19 protein-coding genes are annotated in these 22604 nt (G+C 66.8%); 17 read left to right on the top strand and 2 right to left on the bottom strand.

Going from position 1 to position 22604, the window contains the following annotated elements; translation table 11 throughout:
- The 7 genes from GDJ08_RS17005 to GDJ08_RS16975 all read left to right on the top strand — a co-directional run.
- A partial coding sequence (locus tag GDJ08_RS17005; protein ID WP_229296558.1) for a thioesterase domain-containing protein occupies positions 1-973 on the top strand: 973 nt, incomplete at its 5' end.
- A gap of 76 nt (positions 974-1049) precedes the next feature.
- A complete protein-coding gene (locus GDJ08_RS17000) occupies positions 1050-2399 on the top strand; it encodes an MFS transporter (protein WP_153165333.1) in 1350 nt (449 codons plus the stop codon).
- A gap of 59 nt (positions 2400-2458) precedes the next feature.
- On the top strand, positions 2459-2671 hold the full coding sequence (locus tag GDJ08_RS16995; RefSeq protein WP_017355340.1) for an MbtH family protein: 213 nt from the start codon (positions 2459-2461) through the stop codon (positions 2669-2671).
- 27 nt (positions 2672-2698) lie between these two features.
- Entirely contained in the window at positions 2699-3955 is a 1257-nt protein-coding gene (locus GDJ08_RS16990) for an efflux RND transporter periplasmic adaptor subunit (protein WP_017355341.1), read from the top strand.
- Positions 3956-3965: 10 nt separating this feature from the next.
- Positions 3966-4691 carry an ABC transporter ATP-binding protein gene (locus GDJ08_RS16985; RefSeq protein ID WP_017355342.1) on the top strand — a complete coding sequence of 242 codons (726 nt, stop codon included), beginning with the start codon at positions 3966-3968 and terminating at the stop codon, positions 4689-4691.
- A gap of 1 nt (position 4692) precedes the next feature.
- Positions 4693-7131: an ABC transporter permease gene (locus GDJ08_RS16980; protein ID WP_017355343.1), complete on the top strand. Its 2439-nt coding sequence runs from the start codon at positions 4693-4695 to the stop codon at positions 7129-7131.
- 155 nt (positions 7132-7286) lie between these two features.
- Positions 7287-8606, top strand: coding sequence for a S41 family peptidase (locus tag GDJ08_RS16975; RefSeq protein ID WP_165699830.1), 1320 nt, complete (start codon positions 7287-7289; stop codon positions 8604-8606).
- Positions 8607-8642: 36 nt separating this feature from the next.
- Here GDJ08_RS16975 and GDJ08_RS16970 read toward each other — a convergent pair whose 3' ends face one another.
- The gene (locus GDJ08_RS16970) at positions 8643-9296 is read right to left on the bottom strand and encodes a 4'-phosphopantetheinyl transferase family protein (protein WP_165699829.1); all 654 of its coding nucleotides are present in this window, start codon (positions 9294-9296) and stop codon (positions 8643-8645) included.
- A gap of 246 nt (positions 9297-9542) precedes the next feature.
- Between GDJ08_RS16970 and rpsF the strand changes: the two genes are divergently transcribed.
- From rpsF to zipA, 5 genes are all read left to right on the top strand, one after another.
- Positions 9543-9980, top strand: coding sequence for a 30S ribosomal protein S6 (rpsF, locus tag GDJ08_RS16965; RefSeq protein ID WP_017355346.1), 438 nt, complete (start codon positions 9543-9545; stop codon positions 9978-9980).
- A gap of 11 nt (positions 9981-9991) precedes the next feature.
- Positions 9992-10222 carry a 30S ribosomal protein S18 gene (gene rpsR / locus GDJ08_RS16960; RefSeq protein WP_002804494.1) on the top strand — a complete coding sequence of 77 codons (231 nt, stop codon included), beginning with the start codon at positions 9992-9994 and terminating at the stop codon, positions 10220-10222.
- A 151-nt stretch (positions 10223-10373) separates the two neighbouring features.
- Positions 10374-10823, top strand: coding sequence for a 50S ribosomal protein L9 (gene rplI / locus GDJ08_RS16955; RefSeq protein ID WP_017355347.1), 450 nt, complete (start codon positions 10374-10376; stop codon positions 10821-10823).
- Positions 10824-11075: 252 nt separating this feature from the next.
- The gene (gene smc / locus GDJ08_RS16950) at positions 11076-14579 is read left to right on the top strand and encodes a chromosome segregation protein SMC (RefSeq protein WP_153165330.1); all 3504 of its coding nucleotides are present in this window, start codon (positions 11076-11078) and stop codon (positions 14577-14579) included.
- 47 nt (positions 14580-14626) lie between these two features.
- On the top strand, positions 14627-15361 hold the full coding sequence (gene zipA / locus GDJ08_RS16945; protein WP_136007144.1) for a cell division protein ZipA: 735 nt from the start codon (positions 14627-14629) through the stop codon (positions 15359-15361).
- Positions 15362-15403: 42 nt separating this feature from the next.
- On the opposite strand, the gene GDJ08_RS16940 is transcribed toward zipA, so the two are convergent.
- Positions 15404-16531 carry a pyridoxal phosphate-dependent aminotransferase gene (locus tag GDJ08_RS16940; RefSeq protein ID WP_153165329.1) on the bottom strand — a complete coding sequence of 376 codons (1128 nt, stop codon included), beginning with the start codon at positions 16529-16531 and terminating at the stop codon, positions 15404-15406.
- Between the two features lie 109 nt (positions 16532-16640).
- Between GDJ08_RS16940 and ligA the strand changes: the two genes are divergently transcribed.
- The 5 genes from ligA to mtnA all read left to right on the top strand — a co-directional run bounded on the left by ligA (position 16641) and on the right by mtnA (position 22511).
- Positions 16641-19103: an NAD-dependent DNA ligase LigA gene (gene ligA / locus GDJ08_RS16935; protein ID WP_153165328.1), complete on the top strand. Its 2463-nt coding sequence runs from the start codon at positions 16641-16643 to the stop codon at positions 19101-19103.
- Between the two features lie 17 nt (positions 19104-19120).
- On the top strand, positions 19121-19606 hold the full coding sequence (locus GDJ08_RS16930; RefSeq protein ID WP_017357436.1) for a GNAT family N-acetyltransferase: 486 nt from the start codon (positions 19121-19123) through the stop codon (positions 19604-19606).
- Positions 19603-20547, top strand: a complete 945-nt coding sequence (epmA, locus tag GDJ08_RS16925) for an EF-P lysine aminoacylase EpmA (RefSeq protein WP_153165327.1) — start codon at positions 19603-19605, stop codon at positions 20545-20547. The genes GDJ08_RS16930 and epmA overlap by 4 nt, the downstream gene beginning before the upstream one ends.
- Before the next feature lie 110 nt (positions 20548-20657).
- Positions 20658-21374, top strand: a complete 717-nt coding sequence (locus GDJ08_RS16920) for a DUF3011 domain-containing protein (RefSeq protein WP_136007152.1) — start codon at positions 20658-20660, stop codon at positions 21372-21374.
- Positions 21375-21428: 54 nt separating this feature from the next.
- A complete protein-coding gene (gene mtnA / locus GDJ08_RS16915) occupies positions 21429-22511 on the top strand; it encodes an S-methyl-5-thioribose-1-phosphate isomerase (protein ID WP_136007154.1) in 1083 nt (360 codons plus the stop codon).
- Positions 22512-22604: the final 93 nt, after the last annotated feature.

Here is a 22604-nt window from a genome sequence, read left to right as displayed (position 1 = left end):
GCAGGCGATCTGGGGACAGCTGCTGGAGCAGCCGCAGATCGGGGTGACCGCCAACTTCTTCCACAGCGGCGGCCACTCGCTGCTGGCGGTGCAGCTGATGTCGCGCGTGCGCGAGGCGTTTGGGGTGAGCCTGCCGTTGTCGCTGGTGTATCGCGCGCCCACGATCCGCGGCTTCGCCAGCGCGATGCAGACCCCTGCGTCGTCCACGATGGTGGTGCCCCTCAATCGCACCCAGGCGCTTCCGGCGGTGTTCGCGATCCACGCCGCGGCCGGCGACATCGGGCGCTACCGCACATTGGCCGACGCGCTGGACGGCAGGTTGAGCGTGCACGCGATCCAGCGCCCGGAGAATATCGGCGACGCGCCCGTCGAGCTGATTCCGATCGATGTACTGGCGCAGAAATACGTGCGGCAGATGCGCATGATCCAGCCGCACGGACCCTACCGTCTGATGGGCTGGTCGCTGGGCGGACTCATCGCCATCGAAATGATCCGGGAGCTGGAAAAACAAGGGGAAAGAGCGTCCCTTCTGGTGACCATCGACACGGTCTGGGCCGGGCAGAAAACACGTGATTTTGTGAGCAACTGGATCAATGGACAGCCCTGGAAATGGGTGCTAGAGTCGATCACTGATGACAAGGGGGTAATGGACGTACTCGATGAAGCCATCGGCTTCAGTCACGACGGCATTCTGGACGCCATGAAGGGGAGATTCAGGGCACTGGCCGCAGCCAATCTGCTGGCGGTCCTGGATCAGCGTACGGACGGAAGCATCCAACCGGATTTCCATCTACGCATCATCGCGGAAAGAACGGCGGAGACCATGGACATGGATCTCCAGACGACGATGGCTGGGCGTTTGGTCGATCCCGTGGGATCGCGTGTCATGCAGGTCCGCGCCGATCATTTCTCGGTCATCGACCATCCCGCCGTTGCAGAGGCCTGTGCGGATGCGGCGTCTGCAACCGCATGACGCTGGGGGCCCGTCGAGCGCTTCAGATCAGTTCCCGTATTGACCGCAGTAGCGCTTCAGGAGGAGGCACTATCGAATGTCGGCAGGATTGAGAAGATTTCTGGTCGTATGGTCGGGGCAGACCATCTCCGTCGTTGGTACCCAGTTGAGCAGTTTCGCGCTGGGTGTATGGATATTCCAGCGCACTGGATCGGCGCTGCTGTTCGGCCTCTCGATCGCATTGCAGATCGTTCCCGGCGTGCTGCTGTCGCCACTGGCAGGCGTGATCGTCGACCGGTTCAACCGGCGCACCGTGATGCTGGTGTCCGATCTGTGCGACATGGTGGTTGCGCTGGTGCTGTTCACCCTGCTGCTCAACGATCAGCTGCAGGTGTGGCACATCTACATCGCGGTGCTGCTGTCGTGCGCGTTGACCACCTTCCAGCAGCTTGCGTATGCGGCCTGTGTCGTCCAGTTCGTGCCGCGCGAGCAGCTGGGCATGGCCAACGGCCTGGTGCAGCTGAGCATTCACGGATCGGCGGTGATGGTCCCGCTGGGCGCGGCGCTGCTGATGCAGTGGATCGGCCTGAAGAACATCATGCTGATCGACTTCGCCTCGTTCGGCATCGCGCTGGTCACGCTGCTGCTGGTGCGCTTCCCGTCGATACCGGCCAGCACCGGCGTTGGCGCGCGGCCGGGTCTGGCGGGCATCCGTAACCAGATCGTCGATGCGTGGGGCTACCTGCGCGCACAGCCCGGACTGCTGTCACTGCTGTACTTCTTCGCGATCAGCAGCTTCTCCATCGGTTTTGTCCAGGTTCTGTTCCGGCCTCTGGTGCTGACCCTGTCCGATGCCACCACGCTGGGACTATTGATGACCGCCGGCGGGATCGGTGGATTGACCGGCGCCATCGTGATGGCGACATGGGGCGGCCCGCAGCGGCACATCGACGGCGTCACCCGGTTCATGTTCCTGGCGGGCTGCGCGATCATCCTCTGCGGCGCGACAGGCTCGGTATGGCTGATCGGCGCGGCTGCAGTCCTGTTCTCCTTCTGCGTGCCGATCATCACCTCCTGCTCGCAGGTGATCTGGCAGCGCAGCATTCCCGAGGACATGCAGGGGCGGGTGTTCGCCTTCCGCCAGGTGATTTCGACGCTCTTCATGCCGTTGGGCATGGTGCTGTCGCCGTTCCTCGCCGAGTACGTGTTCGAGCCGTTGATGCGCACCGACAGCGGACTGTCGCGCACGCTCGCCCCGCTGCTTGGTGCCGGCCCGTCGCGTGGCATGGCGTTGCTGTTCATCGTGATGGGCCTGGTGGTCGTCGTGGTCGCCCAGGTCGCCATGCGCAATCGTGGCGTGCAGCAGCTCAGCCACCTGACCAAGTCGAACATCCGCCAGCCATCCGCCCCGGCACAGCCGCAGGTGGTGGCGAACGAAGGCGGTTGACCCCCCCGGCACGGATAGGCCGGAAGTGACAGTGACGTTGTGATCTAGGAGAGCAAGCAATGAACACAGAGTATGAAGACAGCCTGACCTACGTCGTGGTCGTGAACCACGAAGAGCAGTACTCCATCTGGCCCGAGCACAAGGATATTCCGCTGGGCTGGACCGACGCCGGCAAGCACGGCACCAAGGCCGAGTGCCTGGAGCACATCAAGGAAGTCTGGACGGATATGCGTCCGCTCTCGCTTCGCAAGGCAATGGAAGCCGTTTCCTGACGTCGTACTTCGGACAAGTGTGTTGACATGGACCGTAAGATCGAGGCGCCAAATCGTAAGAAGACCCGGATCGCCATCGCGGCGGCGGGCGTGGCGGCTGTCGCCATCGCCTATGGCGTGCTGTCGGCCGCCAGCACCAGTTCGGCCAACGTCGACCGGGGCAAGCTGACCATCAGCCAGGTGAAGACCGGTGCGTTCGCCGAGTACCTCCCGCTGCGTGGCCAGGTGATGCCGGTGGACACCATCTACCTCGATACCGAGGAAGGCGGGCGGGTGGATGCCGTGCACATCAAGGAGGGCAACCCGGTCAAGGCCGGGGATCTGATCCTGACCCTGACCAACAACCAGCTGCAGCTGGATGCGATCACGCGCGAAGCGCAGATCAGCGAACAGCTCAACAACCTGCGCAATACCCAGTTGGCATTCGAGCAGAATCGCCTGCTGCTCAAGCAGCAGCTCGTACAGTCGGATTATCGGCTGGCGGAGATGAAGCCGATGCTGGAACGACGGCGCGAGCTGTCGCTGCAGAAGCTGATCTCCGAAGAGGACTACCGCCGGATGGCGGAGGAGTTCCAGTACCAGACGCTGTCGCGCGAAATCATTGTGGAATCGCAGAAGCAGGAAACGCGCATGCGCCAGGCGCAGATGAGCCAGCTTGAGGACAACCTCAAGCATCTCCAGGCCAATCTGGCGGTGGCGCGCAAGAACCTGGAGAACCTTGCCGTCCGCGCCCCGGTCACCGGCCACCTGACCATGCTGACCGCCGAGGTGGGCGAGTCGAAGGCGAAGGGGCAGCGGCTGGGGCAGGTCGATGTGCTGACGGCCATCAAGGTCACCGCGCTGGTCGATGAGTTCTATATCGGCCGCCTGCAGGCCGGTCAGCTGGCCAGCTGCCAGATCGGTGGAAAGCCGTTCGATCTGATCATCGACAAGGTGTACTCCGAGGTGGTCGATGGGCAGGTCAAGATCGACTTCCGCTTCAAGGCAACGCCACCGGCGGATGTGACCCGCGGGCAGACGTTCCAGGTCAACCTGCAGCTGAGCGAGCCGAGCCAGCGCCTGATGCTGGCGCGTGGGGGGTTCTTCCAGGACACCGGCGGCAGTTGGGCATTCGTGCTGGATCCGTCGGGAAAGACCGCGCAGCGTCGCGAGATCAAGCTGGGCCGCAAGAATGTGAATCACTTTGAAGTGCTTGAGGGGCTCAAGGAGAAGGAATCGGTGGTGGTGTCCAGCTACGGGCACCTGGTCAACGTAACCAAGCTCGAATTCAATACGGACAATTGAGGGGGTCAGGATGTTGCAGCTTCACCAGGTAACCAAGAAGTACATCGCCAGCGAAGTCGAAACCACTGCGCTGAACAGCATCGACCTGAACATCGCCCCGGGCGATTTCGTTGCGGTCATGGGGCCGTCCGGTTGCGGCAAGTCGACCCTGCTCAACGCGGTTGGCATGCTCGACCGACCCACATCGGGCAGGTTCGAGTTCATGGGCGAGGACATCATGTCGATGACCGAAGCGCGCCTGGCGAATCTGCGCAAGACCAATCTCGGGTTCATCTTCCAGAGCTTCAACCTGATCGATGAACTGTCGGTGTGGGACAACGTCGAGCTGCCGCTGGTCTACCAGGGGGTGGCCGCCGCAGAGCGTCGCCAGCGTGTCGAGGAAGCCCTGACGCGCATGGCGATCCTGCCGCGCAAGGACCACATGCCGCAGCAGCTGTCCGGCGGCCAGCAGCAGCGCGTGGCCATTGCCCGAGCCGTGGTGACCCGCCCCAAGCTGCTGCTGGCCGACGAACCGACCGGCAACCTGGACTCCAAGAACGGCGAAGAGGTGATGAACCTACTGCGTTCGCTCAACGCCGACGGCGCCACCATCCTGATGGTGACCCACTCGCGCGAGCACGCCACCTATGCCAACCGCATGATCGAGATGGTCGACGGCACTATGGTCAGCGACCATCGCATCGAAGCTGCCCCGGCAGCGCCGGTCGTCCGCCAGACCGAAGCGAGCGAGGCATGAGATGTTCAAGAACTATCTGCTGATCGCCTGGCGCAACATCACGCACAACAAGCTGTACACCGGCATCATCCTCGCCGGACTGGTGGTGGGGCTGACCTGCGCCATGCTGGTGGCGACGTTCGTCCGCCATGAGCTGAGCTACGACCGGAGCATTCCGCACTACGAGCGCACCTACCGTGTCGGCTTCCAGGTGCTGGAGAACGGGGTCCATGTGACCACCGCCAAGCTGGCTCCTGCCGCCGCGCCCTACGTGAAGGACAACGTCGCCGGTATCGAGGCGGTGGTCCGCATGTACTCCCTGCAGGGCAATCAGTTCCGGGTGATCCGCGACGAGGCGGTCTTCAACCAGGACGATGTGTACTTCGCCGATCCCAATGTGTTCTCGATGTTCCCGGCCGAGTTCATCGAAGGGAGCGCCACCACGGCACTCGATCAGCCCGGCAAGGTGGTACTGACCCGTGAAGCGGCCGAGAAGTACTTCGGTACGGCCGACGCCGTGGGCAAGCGCCTGACCCTGGAAGGCACCAACAAGGTGGACGTGGTCGTGTCGGCCGTCGTCGAGAATCTGCCGGCCACCACCCACCTCAACTATCGCCTGCTGGTCTCCATCGATACGCTGAAGACGCTGTACACGGCCAAGATCCTGGACACGCTGGCCGATGCACGGGCCTACACGTACATCCGGGTCGAGGAAGGACGCAGCCGTGAACAGGTGATGTCCGATCTGCAGGTGCTGTTCAAGCGCTTCCAGGACGTGCATGAGGTGCTCACCCCGCTGCTGGTCCGCGTGGATGACATCCATCTGCGTGCGCCGCCGTCGGACAACGAGATGAAGATCAACGGGGACATCAACACGGTCTACGTGTATGTCGCCATTGCGCTGGTCATGCTGTTGGTGGCGGCGGTCAACTTCATGAACCTGGCCACCGCCCGTTCCAGCCGCCGTGCCAAGGAAGTGGGCATCCGCAAGGTGCTCGGCGCCACGCGGGGCCAGCTGGTGGCGCAGTTCATGATCGAGGCGATGGCCTTGACCCTGGTCGCCTTCGTGATCTCGGCGCTGCTGGCGATGGTGTTGATTCCGTCCTTTGGCGGTGTGCTGGGGCGCGATCTGCACTTCACCCTGTTCAGCGATCCGCTGCTGCTGGGCGGGCTGCTGCTGGTGGCCGTGATCGTGGCGCTGTTGTCGGGCAGCTACCCCGCGTTGTACCTGTCCGCCTTCGAGCCGGCCAAGGTGCTCAAGGGCGATGTCACCCGCGGCCGCGCCGGCGCGCTGTTCCGCAAGTCGCTGGTGACCTTCCAGTTCTGCGTGTCGGCGGTGCTGGTGGTGGCTACCGTGGTGGTGCTCGCGCAGATGCGCTTTGCCGAAGCCGAACGCCTTGGCTACAACAAGGAGCAGGTGGTCACGCTGACCCTGCCGGCGCGGGTTGCGGGCCAGTACGACGCGTTCCGGCAGCAGTTGCTGTCCGACCCGTCGGTGCGGTCGGTGGCCGGTTCCAGCCGCATCCCGACCGAGCACCTCGGCGACATGATGGCGCTGCAGATCGACGGGGCCGAGTACGCGATGTACTACTACCTGTCCGTCGAGGAGGACTTCTTCTCCACGTATGAGGTGGCCTTCGCGGCAGGGCGGCCGTTCGCCCGCGAGCGGTCCGGCGAGCGCATCATCGTGCCCACCGAGGAAAACCCGGTGACCCAGGCCAAGCTGGTGGTGAACGAGTCCTTCGTCAAGGCGCAGGGCTGGTCACCGGAGGATGCGATCGGCAAGACCGTGGACATCCAGCTCAGCGAGGACCCGCAGCGGCCGTTGATCAAGACCACCGTGATCGGCGTCGCCAACGAGATGCACTTCACCTCGATGCGCCAGAAGAGCCGCCCGGCGGTGTTCGTGGTCTCGCCGGACACCTTCCGCAAGGTGTCCATCAAGGTGGATGCAGCCAACATCGATGGCGCGCTCAAGCACATCAATACGGTGTGGGACCGCTTCGCTGCCGGTGAGCCGATGGAGGCGCAGTTCCTCGATGTGCGCTTCGACGCCATGTACCACCTTGAGAAGCGCCAGGCCAAGGTATTCACCTGGCTGGCGGGCCTGACCATCGTGATCGCGGTGTTCGGTCTGTACGGGCTGGTGTCCTATTCCACCGAGCGGCGGACCAAGGAAATCGGTATCCGCAAGGTGCTGGGCGCCAGCAATGTCAGCATCGTGATGCTGTTCATCAAGGAGTACAGCTGGCTGGTGCTGCTGGCCAACGTGATCGGCTGGCCGATCGCCTACATGGTCATGCGTGACTGGCTCAACGGCTTCGAATACCGCATCGACATGAATGTGGTGTTCTTCGCCATCGCGGCGCTGGTGACCTTCACGGTGGCCTGGCTGACCGTGTTCACGCAGGCGTATGCGGCGGCCAAGGCACGGCCGGTCAACTCGCTGCGCTACGAGTGATGCAGAGGGGCGGGGCGACAGGGTCGCCCCGCCACCGGCCCGGGTTGCCGGGGCGGCAACGAACGTGGGGTGTTGAAATGCTGAAACGTTTTGCGAGATGCGCCAGTGTCGCGATGATGCTGTCTGCCACGGCCTGTCATGGAGACCATCAGAAGGTGTACGCCGATCTGGACGACCCCGCGTTGATGGATGCGACCTTCACCGCACCGCAGCTGCAGCAGGATGTCGATTACCTTTTCAAGCGCGTGGCCGAACTGCATCCCGACCTGGACGCACGGCTGCCATCGGCCGAGCGCGAGACGCTGCGCCTTGCGTTGCGTGGCCAGGTGCGCGAGGGCATGGACCGTCGCGCGTTCCAGCGGCTGGTCGGCACAGCGACAGAGGCCTTCCGTGACGGCCACGCCGGAGTGTTCTATCCCTACCCGGAATTCAACCGTTTCAGCGCGGGCGGTGGCACCGTATTTCCGATGACGGTGACCAGCCGCGATGGGGCGCTGTACGTCAAACACGATTTCTCGCCAACCACGCCGCTGGCGGCGGGCACCCGCCTGCTGGCCATCAATGGGGTTCCGGCGCAGGAGATGCTCGCGACGATGGCGCGCTATACGCGCGGTGAAAGCCAGCTGCTGCGCGAGCAGATCGCCGCGCGCGAGTTCTCGACGCTGCTCTGGCACTATTACGACGTCGATGGTCCGGCAACCGTGCGTTACCAGTCGACCACCGGTGAGGTCGAGACCCAGGTCCCCGCACTGTCGGCCACCGCGTTCGAGGCGGGCGTGGAGAAACAGGAGGACGCCGGGGGCAGCAACGTGGCCTATCGGACCCTGGAGCAGGACGTGGGCTACCTCGAAGTGTCCTATTTCGGCGGCGACCAGGGCGACTTCCGCAGCAGCATCGATGACGCCATTGCCACCGCGCGCAAGGACGGCGTCAAAGATCTGCTGGTGGACATCCGCAACAATCCGGGCGGCTCCACCGACAACGTCGAGACGCTGCTGTCGCGGTTGTCGGCGCAGGAGTGCCGCCTGGTGTCCGGGATCACCGAAAAGATCAACGACACCAGTGCCGGTGGCTGGTTCGCCAAGGGCAAGGCCGGCGAGCTGGTCAACGTGGATTACGATTCGACGGTGACGCCGGCCAAGGAGACGAAGCGGTTCCCCGGCAAGGTCTACCTCCTGATCGGGCCGTACACCTACTCGGCCGGCATCGTCATGGCGACGGCAGTGCAGGACTGCGCGGTCGGTACGCTGGTCGGTGAGCCGACGGCCGGTTTTGCCAACCAGACCGGCCAGATCTACTTCTTCGATCTGCCCAACACCCGCATCCGGGCCTTCGCACCGACCCGGCTGCTGTTCCGCCCCAGTGGTGACCGCCGCGTGGGCGGCGTGCAGCCCGAGCATCTGCTGACGGCGTCCGGTGCCGGGCAGGAGGCGATGGTGGAGCAGGCGCGGGCGCTGGCGGTGTCCAGGCGCTGACGCGGCCGGCGCGGAGCTGGGGCGACGTGCCGCCGCTCAGGGTCGCCGCGCCAGCAGCACTGCGGCGGCGACATGGTTGCCGTCGCAGGCGACGCGGCCTTCCAGCGGCTGCGATGTATAGGCAGGGTGGGTGGCCGGGACGACCCGGGCGCTGAAGCGGTCCCCTTGCCAGCGCAGCTCCACCTGCTGGAAATCCAGGAACTCCCGGGTGGTCGGGTACAGCGCCTTGTACAGTGCTTCCTTGGCGCAGAAGGTCAGGGTGGCGCCGAGCGCGTGCCAGGCGGTCGGCAGCTCGCCCAGTGCCGCGTATTCGGCCTCACGCAGCACAAGACGGTGGATGTCCGCAGGTAGCGGGCGGGCCGGTTCGACATCGATGCCCAACCCGACGGTATCGGCGCTGCGGGCCAGCGCGACCGCGCAGAGGGTGTCGCAATGGGTGATGGCACCCACGATGCCGTCCGGCCAGACTGGTACCCGGTCCGCGTCGTTGACCAGCGGTGCGGCGGCTTCGGCACGGTCGGCAAGCAGGTGCCGGAACAGCTGGCGACCCGCCGCGTACTCGCGCTGGCGCTTCTCCACGGCATGGGCCACCTGGGCCCGCTCCGACGGCAGGAGTTGGCCGGGATCGGCCAACGCGGGCGGCATACTGGCCAGCAGAACGCCATCGGGCAGCAGGGGCCGAAGCAGCATCCGGTCACGGTACACATCAGGCCGGTCGGGCCGGCGGAAGCCCAACTCTAGACGATCTTGGCCATTCAGGCGCATGAACGGGCGACCGGACACTACGCCCGGCAACCGGGTAGAACTTGCCCGGGAACGGGCATCCGGGCATAATCGGCGGCTTCCTGCGATCTGCGTAGGAACCCTTGCCCCACCGCATTCATCCGCGGGGGGCTGTCCGGCCCCTCGGGGGCCACATCCGAAAGGTAGAAAAACATGAGTCGTCATTACGAAATCGTGTTCCTGGTCCATCCGGACCAGAGCGAACAGGTCCCGGCCATGATCGAGCGCTACAAGTCGCTGGTCGAGAACGGCAACGGCACCATCCACCGTCTGGAAGACTGGGGCCGTCGTCAGCTGGCCTACCCGATCCAGAACCTGGTGAAGGCCCACTACGTCATGCTCAACATCGAAGCCGACCAGGCCGTGCTGAGCGAGCTGGTGGAGAGCTTCCGCTTCAACGACGCCGTGCTGCGCAACCTCGTCATCAAGCGTGACGAAGCTGACACCGAGCAGTCGCTGATCATGAAGAGCAAGGACGAGAAGGGCGACAAGCCCGAGCGTGGCGAGCGTCGTCGTCGTGACGACGAAGAAGGTGAAACCACCCCCGCCGCTGACAACGAAGCCGGCGAAGACGCCGCTTCGGCCGCTTAAGGAGCACTGACATGTCCAAGTTCTTCCGTCGCCGCAAGTTCTGCAAGTTCACGGCCGAAGGTGTCAAGGAGATCGACTACAAGGATCTCAACACCCTGCGCCAGTACCTGACCGAGAACGGCAAGATCGTGCCGAGCCGCGTCACCGGTACCAAGTCGAAGTACCAGCGCCAGCTGGCAACGGCCGTCAAGCGCGCCCGTTTCCTGGCCCTGATCCCGTACACCGACAACCACGACGTCTGATGAAGGCGGGCGGCCCCCGGGTCGCCGCTTTCGTGGACCTTCCGCCCGCGCCGCAAGGCCGCGGGCGGTTTCCGGTCCACCGTTCGGATATTCGGACAGCCATCGCTGCGGGGCCACGCCTCGCTAACGAATACATATTTGGAGCTACACCATGAAGCTGATTCTTCTCCAGAAGGTCACCAACCTCGGCGGTCTGGGCGATCTGGTCGACGTGAAGCCGGGCTACGGCCGCAACTTCCTCGTCCCGACCGGCAAGGCCGTTCCGGCGACCCCGGCCAACGTGGCCGAGTTCGAAGCCAAGCGCGCTGATTACGAAGCCAAGGCCCAGTCGATCCACGCCGACGCCGAAGCCCGCAAGGCCAAGCTGGAAGGCGCAAGCGTCACCATCGCCGCCAACGCATCGACCGAAGGCAAGCTGTACGGCTCGGTCGGCCCGCGCGACATCGCCGAAGCCTTCACCAAGAACGGCCTGGCGCTGGAAAAGAGCGAAGTCATCCTGGGCGAAGGCGCCTTCCGCAACGTGGGCGAGTACGAGGTGACCATTCACCTGCACGCCGACGTCGAAACCACCGTCAAGGTGGTGGTGGAAGCCGAAGCCTGATCCCTGCCGCAAGGCTGGAGTCGCTGAAACGGGTGCCCGCAAGGGCGCCCGTTTTTGTTTTTGGGGTCTGCACGTCACGGGGGAGAAGGGGCCCTCCCGCCCGTGGAACAGCCGCCCCGTTATACTCAGGCTATCGCGTCGCCCTCGGGACCATTGAATCCCTGCAACATCAATGGCTTGAGGGTGGATTCTGCTCCAACATCCACCACGGCACGGGTCGCATCCGCCCCTTGCCCGGAAACCAACCACGCCATGCGTCTGTCCACGATCAAGCTCTCCGGCTTCAAGTCCTTCGTCGATCCGACCACGCTGCACCTGCCGACCAATATGACCGGCGTGGTGGGCCCCAATGGCTGTGGCAAATCCAACATCATCGACGCCGTGCGCTGGGTCATGGGCGAAAGCTCGGCCAGCCGCCTGCGTGGCGATTCGCTGACGGACGTGATCTTCTCCGGGTCCTCGGCGCGCAAGCCGGTCTCACAGGCCACCGTCGAGCTGATCTTCGACAACACCGACCACACCATTTCCGGTGAGTACGCGTCGTTCAACGAGATCTCGGTCAAGCGCACCGTCAGCCGCGATGGCAGCAGCAACTACTACCTCAACGGCACCAAGTGCCGCCGTCGCGACATCACCGACCTGTTCCTCGGCACCGGCCTGGGCCCGCGCAGCTACTCGATCATCGAGCAGGGCATGATCAGCCAGATCATCGAAGCCCGGCCCGAAGATCTGCGCGTGTACCTGGAAGAAGCCGCCGGCATCTCCAAGTACAAGGAGCGCCGCAAGGAAACCGAAACCCGCATCCGCCACACCCGCGAGAATCTTGACCGCCTCAACGATCTGCGCGAGGAAATCGGCAAGCAGCTCGAGCACCTCAAACGCCAGGCCCGCCAGGCCGAGCAGTACCAGGCGCTGCAGGAAGAGCGCAAGGTCAAGGATGCCGAGTGGAAGGCGCTGGAGTACCGTGGCCTGGAGAGTCGCCTCGGCAGCCTGCGCGATGCGCTGTCCAAAGAAGAAACGCGGCTGCAGCAGTTCATTGCCGAGCAGCGCGATGCGGAGGCCCGCATCGAAACCAGCCGCGTGCGCCGGGAAGAGGCGGCTGACGCCCTCAGCACCGCGCAGGCCGAGGTCTACCAGGTGGGCAGCACACTGGCCCGCCTCGAGCAGCAGATCCAGCACCAGCGCGAACTGTCGCAGCGGCTGAACAAGGCGCGCGATGAAGCGCAGCAGGCGCTGGCCGAACTGGGCAAGCACATCAGCGGCGACGAAGCCAAGCTGCTCGTGCTGCGCGAGGCCGTGGACGAGGCCGAGCCGCGCCTGGAGCACCTGCGCGAAGAGAACGAGATCAAGCAGGAAGCCCTGCGCGAGGCCGAGGCCCGTCTGGCCGACTGGCAGCAGCGCTGGGAAGCGCATACCCGCAACACCTCCGAAGCGTCGCGCGCCGGCGAAGTGGAACGCACGCGGGTGGACTACCTCGACCGTCAGGTCCTTGAGGCCGACCGCCGCCGCGAAGCCCTGACCAGCGAACGCGGCAGCCTCGACCTGGACGCGCTGACCGCGGCCTTCGAGGACCTGCAGCTCCGGCACGAGACCCAGAAGGCGGCGCTCGACGGCCTCACTGAGCAGGTTGAAGCGCGCAAGCAGGTCGTTGACGGCCTGCAGGACCGCCAGCGCAGCGGGCAGACCGAACTGGCCGAGATCCGGAAGCAGGCGCAGGCCGCGCGCGGTCGCCTGTCATCGCTGGAAACCCTGCAGCAGGCCGCGCTTGGCCAGGAGCAGGGTGCGGCCGTCGCGTGGCTTACCGCGCAGCGGCTGGATTCGGCGGCCCGCGTGGGCGAACGCCTCACCGTGGAGAGCGGTTGGGAAAACGCGGTGGAGAGCGCGCTTGGCCAGCTGATCGAGGGCGTCCTGGTCGAGAACCCCGAAGCGCTCGTCGATGCGCTGGGCGAACTCGGCGATGGCCGTCTTGCCCTGGTGTCGGCCTCGCAGGAGGCGTTGCAGGTCGCGCCGACCTCGCTGGCTGCCAAGGTCCAGGGGCCCACCGCGATCCGTCGCCTGCTCGCCCGCCTGCACGCGGCCGAGGATCTGTCGGCGGCACGTGCCCTGCAGGCCACGCTGGGCGAGGGCGATTCGGTGATCACCCGCAGTGGCGAGCGCCTCGGCGACGGCTGGGTGCGGGTCTCGCGCTCCGGCGCCGCCAAGCAGGGCGCGCTGCTGCGCGAACGCGAGATTGTGACCCTGCGCGAGCAGATCGACACCCTGCAGGCGCGCGAAGCCGAGCTGGAGCAGCGCCTGGCGGGGTTCCGCGACCAGCTGCTGGCCGGCGAGCAGCACCGCGAAGAGGCGCAGCGCCAGTTGTATCAGGCGCATCGCAGCGTGTCCGAGCTGGGCGGCCAGCTGCAGAGCCAGCAGGGCAAGGTGGAGGCGGCACGTACCCGTATCGACCGCATCGAAGGCGAACTGTCGCAGTTGCTTGAGACCCTGGATGCCAGCCGCGAACAGGTGCGCGAAGCGCGTGCCCGGCTCGACGACGCGGTCACCAGCATGGGCGATCTGGAATCGGTACGCGCGGCGCTGGAGGGCGAGCGCCGCCAGCTCACCGACGCCCGCGACCTTGCCCGCGAAGCCGCGCGCAACGTCCGTGAGAGCGCGCATTCGCTGGCGCTGACGCTGGAATCCCAGCGCGCCCAGATCACCTCGCTGAGCCAGGCGCTGGAGCGCATGAGCAGCCAGCGAGGCCAGCTGGACACACGCCTGGGTGAACTGCATTCGCAGCTCGACGAGGGTGACTCCCCGGTGCAGGCGCTGGAGGCCGAGCACCAGAATGCGCTGGGCGAGCGCGTGCGTGCCGATCGCGTGCTGGGTGAGGCGCGTACGATGCTGGAAGGCATCGATGCGGAGCTGCGCAATTTCGAGCAGACCCGTCATCAGCGCGATGAGCAGGCGCTGGCGCAGCGCGAACGCATCTCCCAGCGCAAGCTCGACCAGCAGGCGCTGGTGCTGAGCGCCGAGCAGTTGTCGGCTTCGGTCGAGAAGGCCGGCTTCGTGCTGCAGGACGTGATCAACAGCCTGCCCGAGGAGGCGCGCACCAGCGACTGGGAGCAGGCCGTGCACCAGATCGATGGCCGCATGCGCCGTTTGGAGCCGGTCAATCTTGCCGCGATCCAGGAGTACGGCGAGGCATCGCAGCGCTCGGAGTACCTGGACGCACAGAACACCGATCTGACCACCGCACTGGAAACCCTGGAAGAGGCGATCCGCAAGATCGACCGCGAAACCCGCGGCCGCTTCAAGGACACCTTCGACCGGGTCAATGCCGGCGTGCAGCAGCTGTACCCGCGCCTGTTCGGGGGTGGGCATGCCTACCTCGAACTGACCGGTGAAGACCTTCTCGACACGGGCGTGACGATCATGGCCCGCCCGCCGGGCAAGCGCGTGTCCAGCATCTCGCTGCTGTCCGGCGGCGAGAAGGCGATGACGGCGGTGGCGCTGGTATTTGCGATCTTCCAGCTCAACCCGGCGCCGTTCTGCCTGCTGGACGAGGTCGACGCGCCGCTGGATGAAGCCAACGTCGGTCGCCTGGCCAACATGGTCAAGGAGATGAGCGAAAAAGTGCAGTTCCTGTTCGTCAGCCACAACAAGGCCACGATGGAGGCGGCGCACCAGTTGTCCGGTGTCACCATGCGCGAGCCGGGCGTCAGCCGACTGGTCAGCGTGGACCTGGAGGAAGCGGCCCGATTGGCGGGCGCGGCCTGACGTGCCATCCTTGCGTACCTGAATGATTTAGCCGGAGACCCCCTCGAATGTCCGACATGGCAATGCTCCGCATCGGCATCCTGGCCGCCGGCCTGCTGTTGATCGCCGCGATCTTCCTGTTTGGCCGTCCGAAGAAGAAAGTCCAGGGCCGCCGCATCGAAGGCACCGACACGGCCGCCGGCGCGCGGCGTGAGCCGGTGCTGGGCGAAGGTGACCCTGCAGGCGCTGACGCCGGTGTGCCCGCCGATGACGGCGTGACCCAGCCGGAACTGGGCCTGCCCGAGGTCGATGCCCCGGCCGCCAGCGACGTGGGCAAGCGTGCCACCCAGGACTTCGACAAGATCGTGTCGCTGTTCGTGGCCGCGCGTGCCGGTGAGCAGCTGCGTGGCGAGGACATCGTGGTTGCAGCGGAGAAGACCGGTCTGGTCTTCGGCCACATGAACGTGTTCCACCGCCTGGTCGAAGGCCACCCCGAGCGCGGCCCGATCTTCTCGATGGCCAGCATCATGAAGCCGGGCAGCTTCGACATGGCCAACATCCGCGAGATGGAAACCCCTGCCATCGCCTTCTTCCTGACCCTGCCGGCGCCGCTGACGGCGCTGGATGCATGGGAAAAGATGCTGCCCACGGTGCAGCGCATGGGCGAGCTGCTGGACGGCGTGGTGCTCGACGACAGCCGCGCCACGCTCGGCCGCCAGCGCGTCGCCCACATCCGTGACGAACTGCGCGCCTACGACCGCCAGCACCAGGCCCCGCCGCTGACCAAGCCGCCGCGCTGGTAACCGCGGGCGTAGCGCGGTGGAGCAGCCGGGCGGAGCCCGGCGCTACCGGGGCGGGTCGATTGCGGCGGCGAAGGCGGTCTGGAACCTCTCCATCTCCGCTGCCGTGCCCACGGTGACCCGCACCCGTTGCGGCCAGATCGCCCAGCTGCGTCCGATCACAACGCCGCGTTCGGCCATCGCCGCAGCGAACGCGGCACCCTCGCGCTGCACATCCACCACGAAGCAGTTCGCTTCGGACGGCACGCAGGAAAAGCCGCGCTTGCCCAGCCACGCGATCGTGGCCTGGCGCACCTGGGCGTTCTCCGCCCGGCGTCGCACGATCAGGTCCGGGTCGCGCAGGCTGGCCAGGCCGGCCGCCAGCGCGGTCACCGGCAACGGGTTGTCACCGAGGCTGGCCAGCTCGCGCAGGCGGTCCGGATGCGCGGCTGCCACGCCCAGGCGCAACCCGGCCATGCCATACAGCTTGGAGAACGTGCGCAGCACGATCAGGTCGTCGCGCTGCATCACCTGGCCGATCACCGAGCGCTGCTCGCTGTACTGCAGATAGGCCTCATCGACCAGTACGCGGGTACGCGCCGGTTTATGCGCCAGCAACCAGGCGATGTCGGCGGCCGGTGTGATCGAGCCGGTCGGGTTGTTGGGATTGCACAGATACAGCAACCCGGCGTCGATGCGCGCGGCGGCCGCGACCATCGCCCGCACGTCGTGCGCGCCGTCCGCGCGCAGCGGCACCCGCACCACCGGCGCGCCGCGTGCGGCAGCCAGATCGCCGAGCGCCTCGAAGGTCGGATCGGCGACCACCAGTCCGGCACCGGCCCCCGTCCACAGCACGGCCGCCCGGTTCAGCGGCTCGCTGGAGCCCGGGAACAGCCGCACCTGTTCCTTGCCCAGACCTTCCTGTGCGGCGAACAGGTCGCGCAGTTCGCCGGCCATCGCGAACAGATACCGCCCGCTCCGGCCTGCGACGTCACGGGCTGCGGCCAGCGCAGCCGGGGCAGGACCATAGGGGCACTCGTTGAAGTTGAGCAGGACCGGGCCGCCGGCAGGGGCTGCCGGCCCGGAGCGGGGCAGGGCGGCCTGCGCGGGCGTCAGCCCCAGCGTCGACAGTGCCAGGCCGGTGCCGGCCAGGTGCAGGAAGGAACGGCGGGAGGGCGCGCTGGGATGTGTCACGGGGCACCGTGTGCAGAGGGCAAGCCGGCACGCTAGCGCTGCTGGCGTGAGGCGGCAAGCGTTCACCATCCGCGATAAAATCGGCAGCCCCTTCAGGATTGCCGACCGCATGAGCCCCAGCCCCGCCGAACGTGCCGACGTCCTGCGCCGCCAGATCGAGGATGCCGGCAAGGCGTACCACGAGCGCGACGAGCTGCTGATTCCCGACGCGGACTACGACGCGCTGGTGCGTGAGCTGGAGGCGCTGGAGCAGGCACATCCCGAGCTGGCCCGTGCCGATTCGCCGACCCGGCGCGTGGGCGGCAAGGCCTCTTCACGCTTTGCCGAAGTCCGGCATGTGGTGCCGATGCTGTCGCTCGGCAATGCGTTCAGCGATGAAGAAGTGCAGGATTTCGTGCGCCGCATCGGTGAGCGGCTGCGCCGCGACGCGCTGTACTTCTCGGCCGAACCGAAACTGGACGGCCTGGCGATCAGCCTGCGCTACGAGGACGGCCAGTTCGTCCAGGGCGCTACCCGTGGGGATGGTGCCACCGGCGAGGATGTCACTGCCAATCTGCGCCAGATCCGTGTGATTCCGCATCGCCTGCAGGGCGAGGGCTGGCCCGACGTGCTGGAGGTGCGCGGCGAGGTCTACATGGCGCGGGCCGATTTCGAGGCCTACAACGCCGACGCCCGTCTGCACGATGGCAAGGTGCTGGCCAACCCGCGCAATGCCGCAGCCGGTTCGCTGCGTCAGCTCGATCCGAAGGTGAGCGCGCGGCGCAAGCTGAGTTTCTTCGCCTACGGCACCGGTGAGGTGCGGGGCGGCGAGCTGCCGGCCACGCACTCGGCCACGCTGGCGCAGCTGCGCGCGTGGGGCTTCCCGGTCAGCGACCTGTGCCAGGTGGTGGAAGGGAGCGAGGGCCTGCTGGCGTACTACCGTGACATCGGCGAGCGCCGCGACGGGCTTGCCTTCGACATCGACGGCGTGGTCTACAAGCTCGATGACCGCGCCGGGCAGGAACAGATGGGCTTCGTCTCCCGCGCACCGCGCTGGGCGATCGCGCACAAGTTCCCGGCGCAGGAACAGACCACGACCGTGGAGGCCATCGAGATCCAGATCGGGCGCACCGGTGCGGCCACGCCCGTGGCGCGCCTGGACCCGGTGGCGGTGGCCGGGGTGATCGTGTCCAATGCCACCCTGCACAACGCCGATCAGATCGCGCGGCTGGACGTTCGCGTGGGCGACACCGTGATCGTACGCCGTGCCGGCGATGTGATTCCGGAGGTGGTGAGCGTGATCGCCGAGCGCCGGCCAGCCGGCACCGCACCGTGGCAGATGCCGACGCACTGCCCGGTATGCGGCGCGGAGATCGTACGCGAAGAAGGCGCTGCCGCCTGGCGCTGCTCGGGTGAGCTGAGCTGCCCGGCGCAGCGCAAGGAGGCCATCGCGCACTTCGCCTCGCGCCGCGCAATGGACATTGATGGCTTGGGCGGCAAGTACATCGACACCCTGGTCGATGCGGGCATCGTGCGCGGCGTGGCCGATCTGTACCGGCTGCAGCGCGATCAGCTGCTGCAGTTGAAGCTGGTGCTCGATGCCGGGTCGCCCGAGGCACTGGCCAGCCAGATCGGTGCCCACCTCCCGCCGGAGGCCAGTGGCGACTACCTGCGCGCGATCCTGCAGCTGGATGGCCGCGACGAGACCTGGCGCGCCCAGGCGCTGGCGATGCCGGCAGCGTTCGTCTGGAACACGAAGAAAATTGCCACCCGCTGGGCGGACAACCTGATCGCGGCCATCGACGCCAGCCGCGACACCACGCTGGAGCGGCTGCTGTTCGCGCTGGGCATCGAGCATGTGGGTGAGAGCACCGCCAAGGCGCTGGCTGCCTGGTTCGGCGACCTGGCGCTGATCCGCCGGCTGCCGTGGCCGCTGTTCAAGCGTGTGCCGGACATTGGCGGCGAAGTGGCGCGATCGCTCGGGCACTTCTTCGAGCAGGACGGCAACCAGAAGGCCATCGATGCTCTGATCACGATCGGCAAGGTGCGCATCACCGACACGCACAGGCCGTCGGCCAAGCTGCGCGACGGCCTGGACTTCGCCCAGGTGCTGGTGGAGGCCGAAATCCCGGGCATTACCCGTCTGCGCGCCGAGAAGCTGGTAGCCGCGTTGCCTGACGCTGCCACGCTGCTGGATGCCGAGCCGGTGCGTTTCGTCGCCGCCGGGCTGCCCAATGAGGTCGCGCTGGGCCTGGCCGACTGGCTCGACCGCGACGGTCATGGCCACATGCTGCTCAAGGCCGAGGCCTGCCGGCAGGAACTCCTGGCCCTGGCCCCGGACCAGGCGGAGCAGATTGCCGGGCCGCTGGACGGGCAGACCGTGGTGCTGACCGGCACATTGGCGCAGATGACCCGCGACGATGCCAAGGCGCGGCTGGAAGCGCTGGGCGCGAAAGTCTCCGGCAGCGTGTCCAGGAAGACCGCGTTCGTCGTCGCCGGCACCGAGGCGGGGTCCAAACTGACCAAGGCGCAGGAGCTGGGCGTGGAGGTCTGGGACGAAGACCGCCTGCTGGCCTACCTGGCCGCACACTGATTTCTACGAGACGTCGCATGCATACCGTACCCCTCGATTTCCGCCTGGCCACCGTGGCCGACGCCGATCTGCTGATTGGCCTGATGCGCGACTTCTACGCCGAAGACAAGCTCGATTTCGACCCGGCGCGCGTGCGTCCCGCGCTGTTGGCCCTGCTCGAAGAGCCGCGCAACGGCGAGGTGCTGCTGTGGCTGTCCGAGACCGGCGAGGTCGTGGGCTATGCGGCCCTGGCGATGGGCTTCAGCCTGGAGCAGGGCGGACACTTCGCGCTGCTCGATGAGCTCTACCTGCAGCACGCCGCGCGCGGCCGTGGGCGTGGCAAGCAGGCGCTGGCGATCCTTGAGCAGCGTGCCAACGCGCGCGGCGTCGCGCGGATGCGCCTGGAAGTGAACCATCACAACGAACTGGCGCGCCGCCTGTACCTGGCCACCGGCTACGTGGATGACACCCGCGACCTGCTGACCCTGCCGCTGGCCGAACGCCTGCGCGACGCGCGCGCATGATCGCGGCCCTGCGCCAGCGCGCCGCGCTCAATGCGTGCATCCGTGACTTCTTCGCCACACGTGGTGTGCTCGAAGTGGAAACGCCGATCCTGTCGGTGGCCGGCAATACCGAACCCAACATTGACAGCTTCCACACCCGTTTCAGTGGCCACGTCGATGCGGGTGAGGCGCAGCGCTGGCTGCGCACGTCCCCGGAGTATCCGCTCAAACGCCTGCTTGCCGCCGGTGTGGGCGACTGCTACGAGCTGGGCAGGGTGTTCCGCAACGGCGAAGCTGGCGGCCGCCACAATCCCGAGTTCACCATGCTCGAGTGGTACCGCGTGGGCTGGGACCATCACCGTCTGATCGGGGAAACGGCGGCGCTGGTACGCGCGGCACTGTCGCTGGTGCAGCGCGAGGCGCGCCTGGAGGTCATCGACTACCGCAGTCTGTACCAGCGCCAGCTCGGGGTGGACCCGTTCGAAGCGGACATCGACGCACTGCGCGCGCCGCTGTCGGAGATCCACATCGATCCGCAGGGGCTGACCCGCGACGACTGGCTGGACCTGCTGATGACCCACTGCATCCAGCCTGCGTTCGGTGACGATACGATGACGGTCGTGCACGATTGGCCGGCCAGCCAGGCCGCGCTGGCGCGCGTACGGCCCGGGACGCCGGCACTGGCCGAGCGCTTCGAGCTGTATCTGGGGCCGGTGGAGCTGGCCAACGGCTATCACGAGCTGAACGATGCCGCCGAGCAGCGGGCGCGCTTCGAGCGCGATCATGCGGTGCGGCGCATGCGCGGCGCGGTGCTGCCGCCCCTGGACGAGGCGCTGCTGGCCGCATTGCCGCAGCTTCCCGACTGTGCGGGCGTAGCGGTGGGGGTGGACCGGTTGCTGATGGCGATGAACCGTACACCGGCGATTGCCGATGTCCTGGCCATCGATTTCGCCCGGGCCTGAACCGTTCCCGGCCAATTGCGTCTTGCGCACCGTGGATGATGATGCTCTGATCACACCCGATGTCAGAAGGTGTAACGCGTGATCGTTCAGTTGCGGCGGGGACCGTGTCGATGAAGGTGTTGGCCAGCGCAGGCATGCCGCTATGTTCGTTGTTGCTGTGGGCAGGGCTGGCATCGCCGGCCGTGGCGCAGTCGTCCGGCTATGCCGGGCAGGTGGTGCGCTGCGAATCGCGCGACATGGAATGGGTGCATTGCGACATGCCCGTGGACGGTGGCGTGGATATGGTCCGCCAGCTGTCGGAGAACACCTGTGTGCGCGGCTCCGAGTGGGGCACTGATCGCTCGGGGGTCTGGGTGACGCTGGGCTGCCGCGCCGAGTTCCGCGCCCGCACGCCGGTGACGGCCAAGCGCGCAGGCGAGCGGTTGACGCGGCGCGTGGTGCGCTGCGAATCCAATGGTCGCCCGCAGAACTGCCCGGTGGTGCTGCAGGGTGCACCGGTGCGCCTGCTGCGCCAGTTGTCGGCGCTGCCATGCCGCGAGAACCACAGTTGGGGCGTACGCCGCAACGAGATCTGGGTGACGCGTGGATGCCAGGGTGATTTCGAAGTGGGGGCCGCCGACGGGTCCGGCTTCCTGATGGTGCCGCGACTGCTCACCTGCGAATCCAAGTCGCGCCAGCGTCGCTTCTGCGGTGCCAGCATCAACCACGGCGCCACGCTGTCAAGGCAGCTGTCCGGCAGCCCGTGCGAGCAGGGGCGGAGCTGGGGCTGGGACGCTCGCGGGGTGTGGGTGGACGACGGCTGCCGCGCCGAGTTCTCGGTCAATTGAAACGGCCGCGCGTCCGGGCCTGACCCGACGCCGGCGCGCCGCTACAATGGCGCGATGAACGCATCCACCGACATCGACTACGCCCGCTACGACCACATCCGCCCGATCCTGTGGACCGGCGACGCCCTGCAACTGCTGGACCAGCGCAAACTGCCGTTCGTGGTCGAGCACGTGGCGTGCCATGACAGCGATGCCGTCGCCGCGGCGATCCACGCACTGACCGTGCGCGGCGCACCCGCCATCGGCATTGCTGCGGCGTGGGGCGCGGTGCTGGCCGCCAACGACGTGCAGGCCGACGATGGCGCGCAGGCGCTGCTGAAGCTGGAGCCGGCGCTGCAGCGGCTCAATGCCGCACGGCCGACCGCGGTGAACCTGGCGTGGGCCCTGGCGCGCATGCGCCGTGCCCTGGCGCCGGCCGGCAGCGACTGGCGCGACGTGCTGGCGGCCGAGGCCCAGGCCATCGCCGATGAAGACCTGGCCGCCAACCGCCACATGGGCGCGCTGGGTGCCGGGCTGATCGAGGCCGGCAGCGGCGTGCTGACCCACTGCAATACCGGCTCGCTGGCCACCGCCGGCTTCGGCACCGCGCTCGGCGTGATCCGCGCCGGCATGGCCCAGCACCGCATCGCCCGCGTGTTCGCCGGCGAGACCCGCCCGTGGCTGCAGGGCGCCCGCCTGACCGTGTGGGAGCTGCAGCAGGATGGCATCGACGCGACCCTGATCGCCGACTCGGCCGCCTCGCACCTGATGAAGACCGGCGCGGTGCAGTGGGTGATCGTCGGTGCGGACCGCATCTGCGCCAACGGTGATACCGCCAACAAGATCGGGACCTATCAGCTCGCCATCGCCGCACGCCACCACGGGGTGAAGGTCATGGTGGTGGCGCCGTCCTCGACGGTGGACATGGACACCGCCGACGGCGACCAGATCGAGATCGAGCAGCGTGATCCCGGCGAGCTGTACGGCGTGGGCGGGGTCCGTACGGTGGCCGAGGGCATCGCCGCCTGGAACCCGGTGTTCGATGTCACCCCGGGCGCCCTGATCGATGCCATCGTGACCGAGCGCGGGGTGATCCTGAACCCGACCACGGCCAATATGCGGGCCGCCTTCGGGGAAGCCCCCGCAACGGCCCCGTAAGTTCCTGATTCTTGCCGGTAAAACCCCGGTAAAACGAGGCGGGAAACGGCCCGTTGTGGTAGACTTCAACGGTTAATCGAGATTCCGGCGCGG

The organism is Stenotrophomonas nematodicola, assembly GCF_009467805.1.
GTDB lineage: Bacteria > Pseudomonadota > Gammaproteobacteria > Xanthomonadales > Xanthomonadaceae > Stenotrophomonas > Stenotrophomonas nematodicola.
The sequence above is the reverse complement of the archived record's forward strand: the minus strand, read 5'-3'. Positions and strand labels throughout refer to the sequence as shown.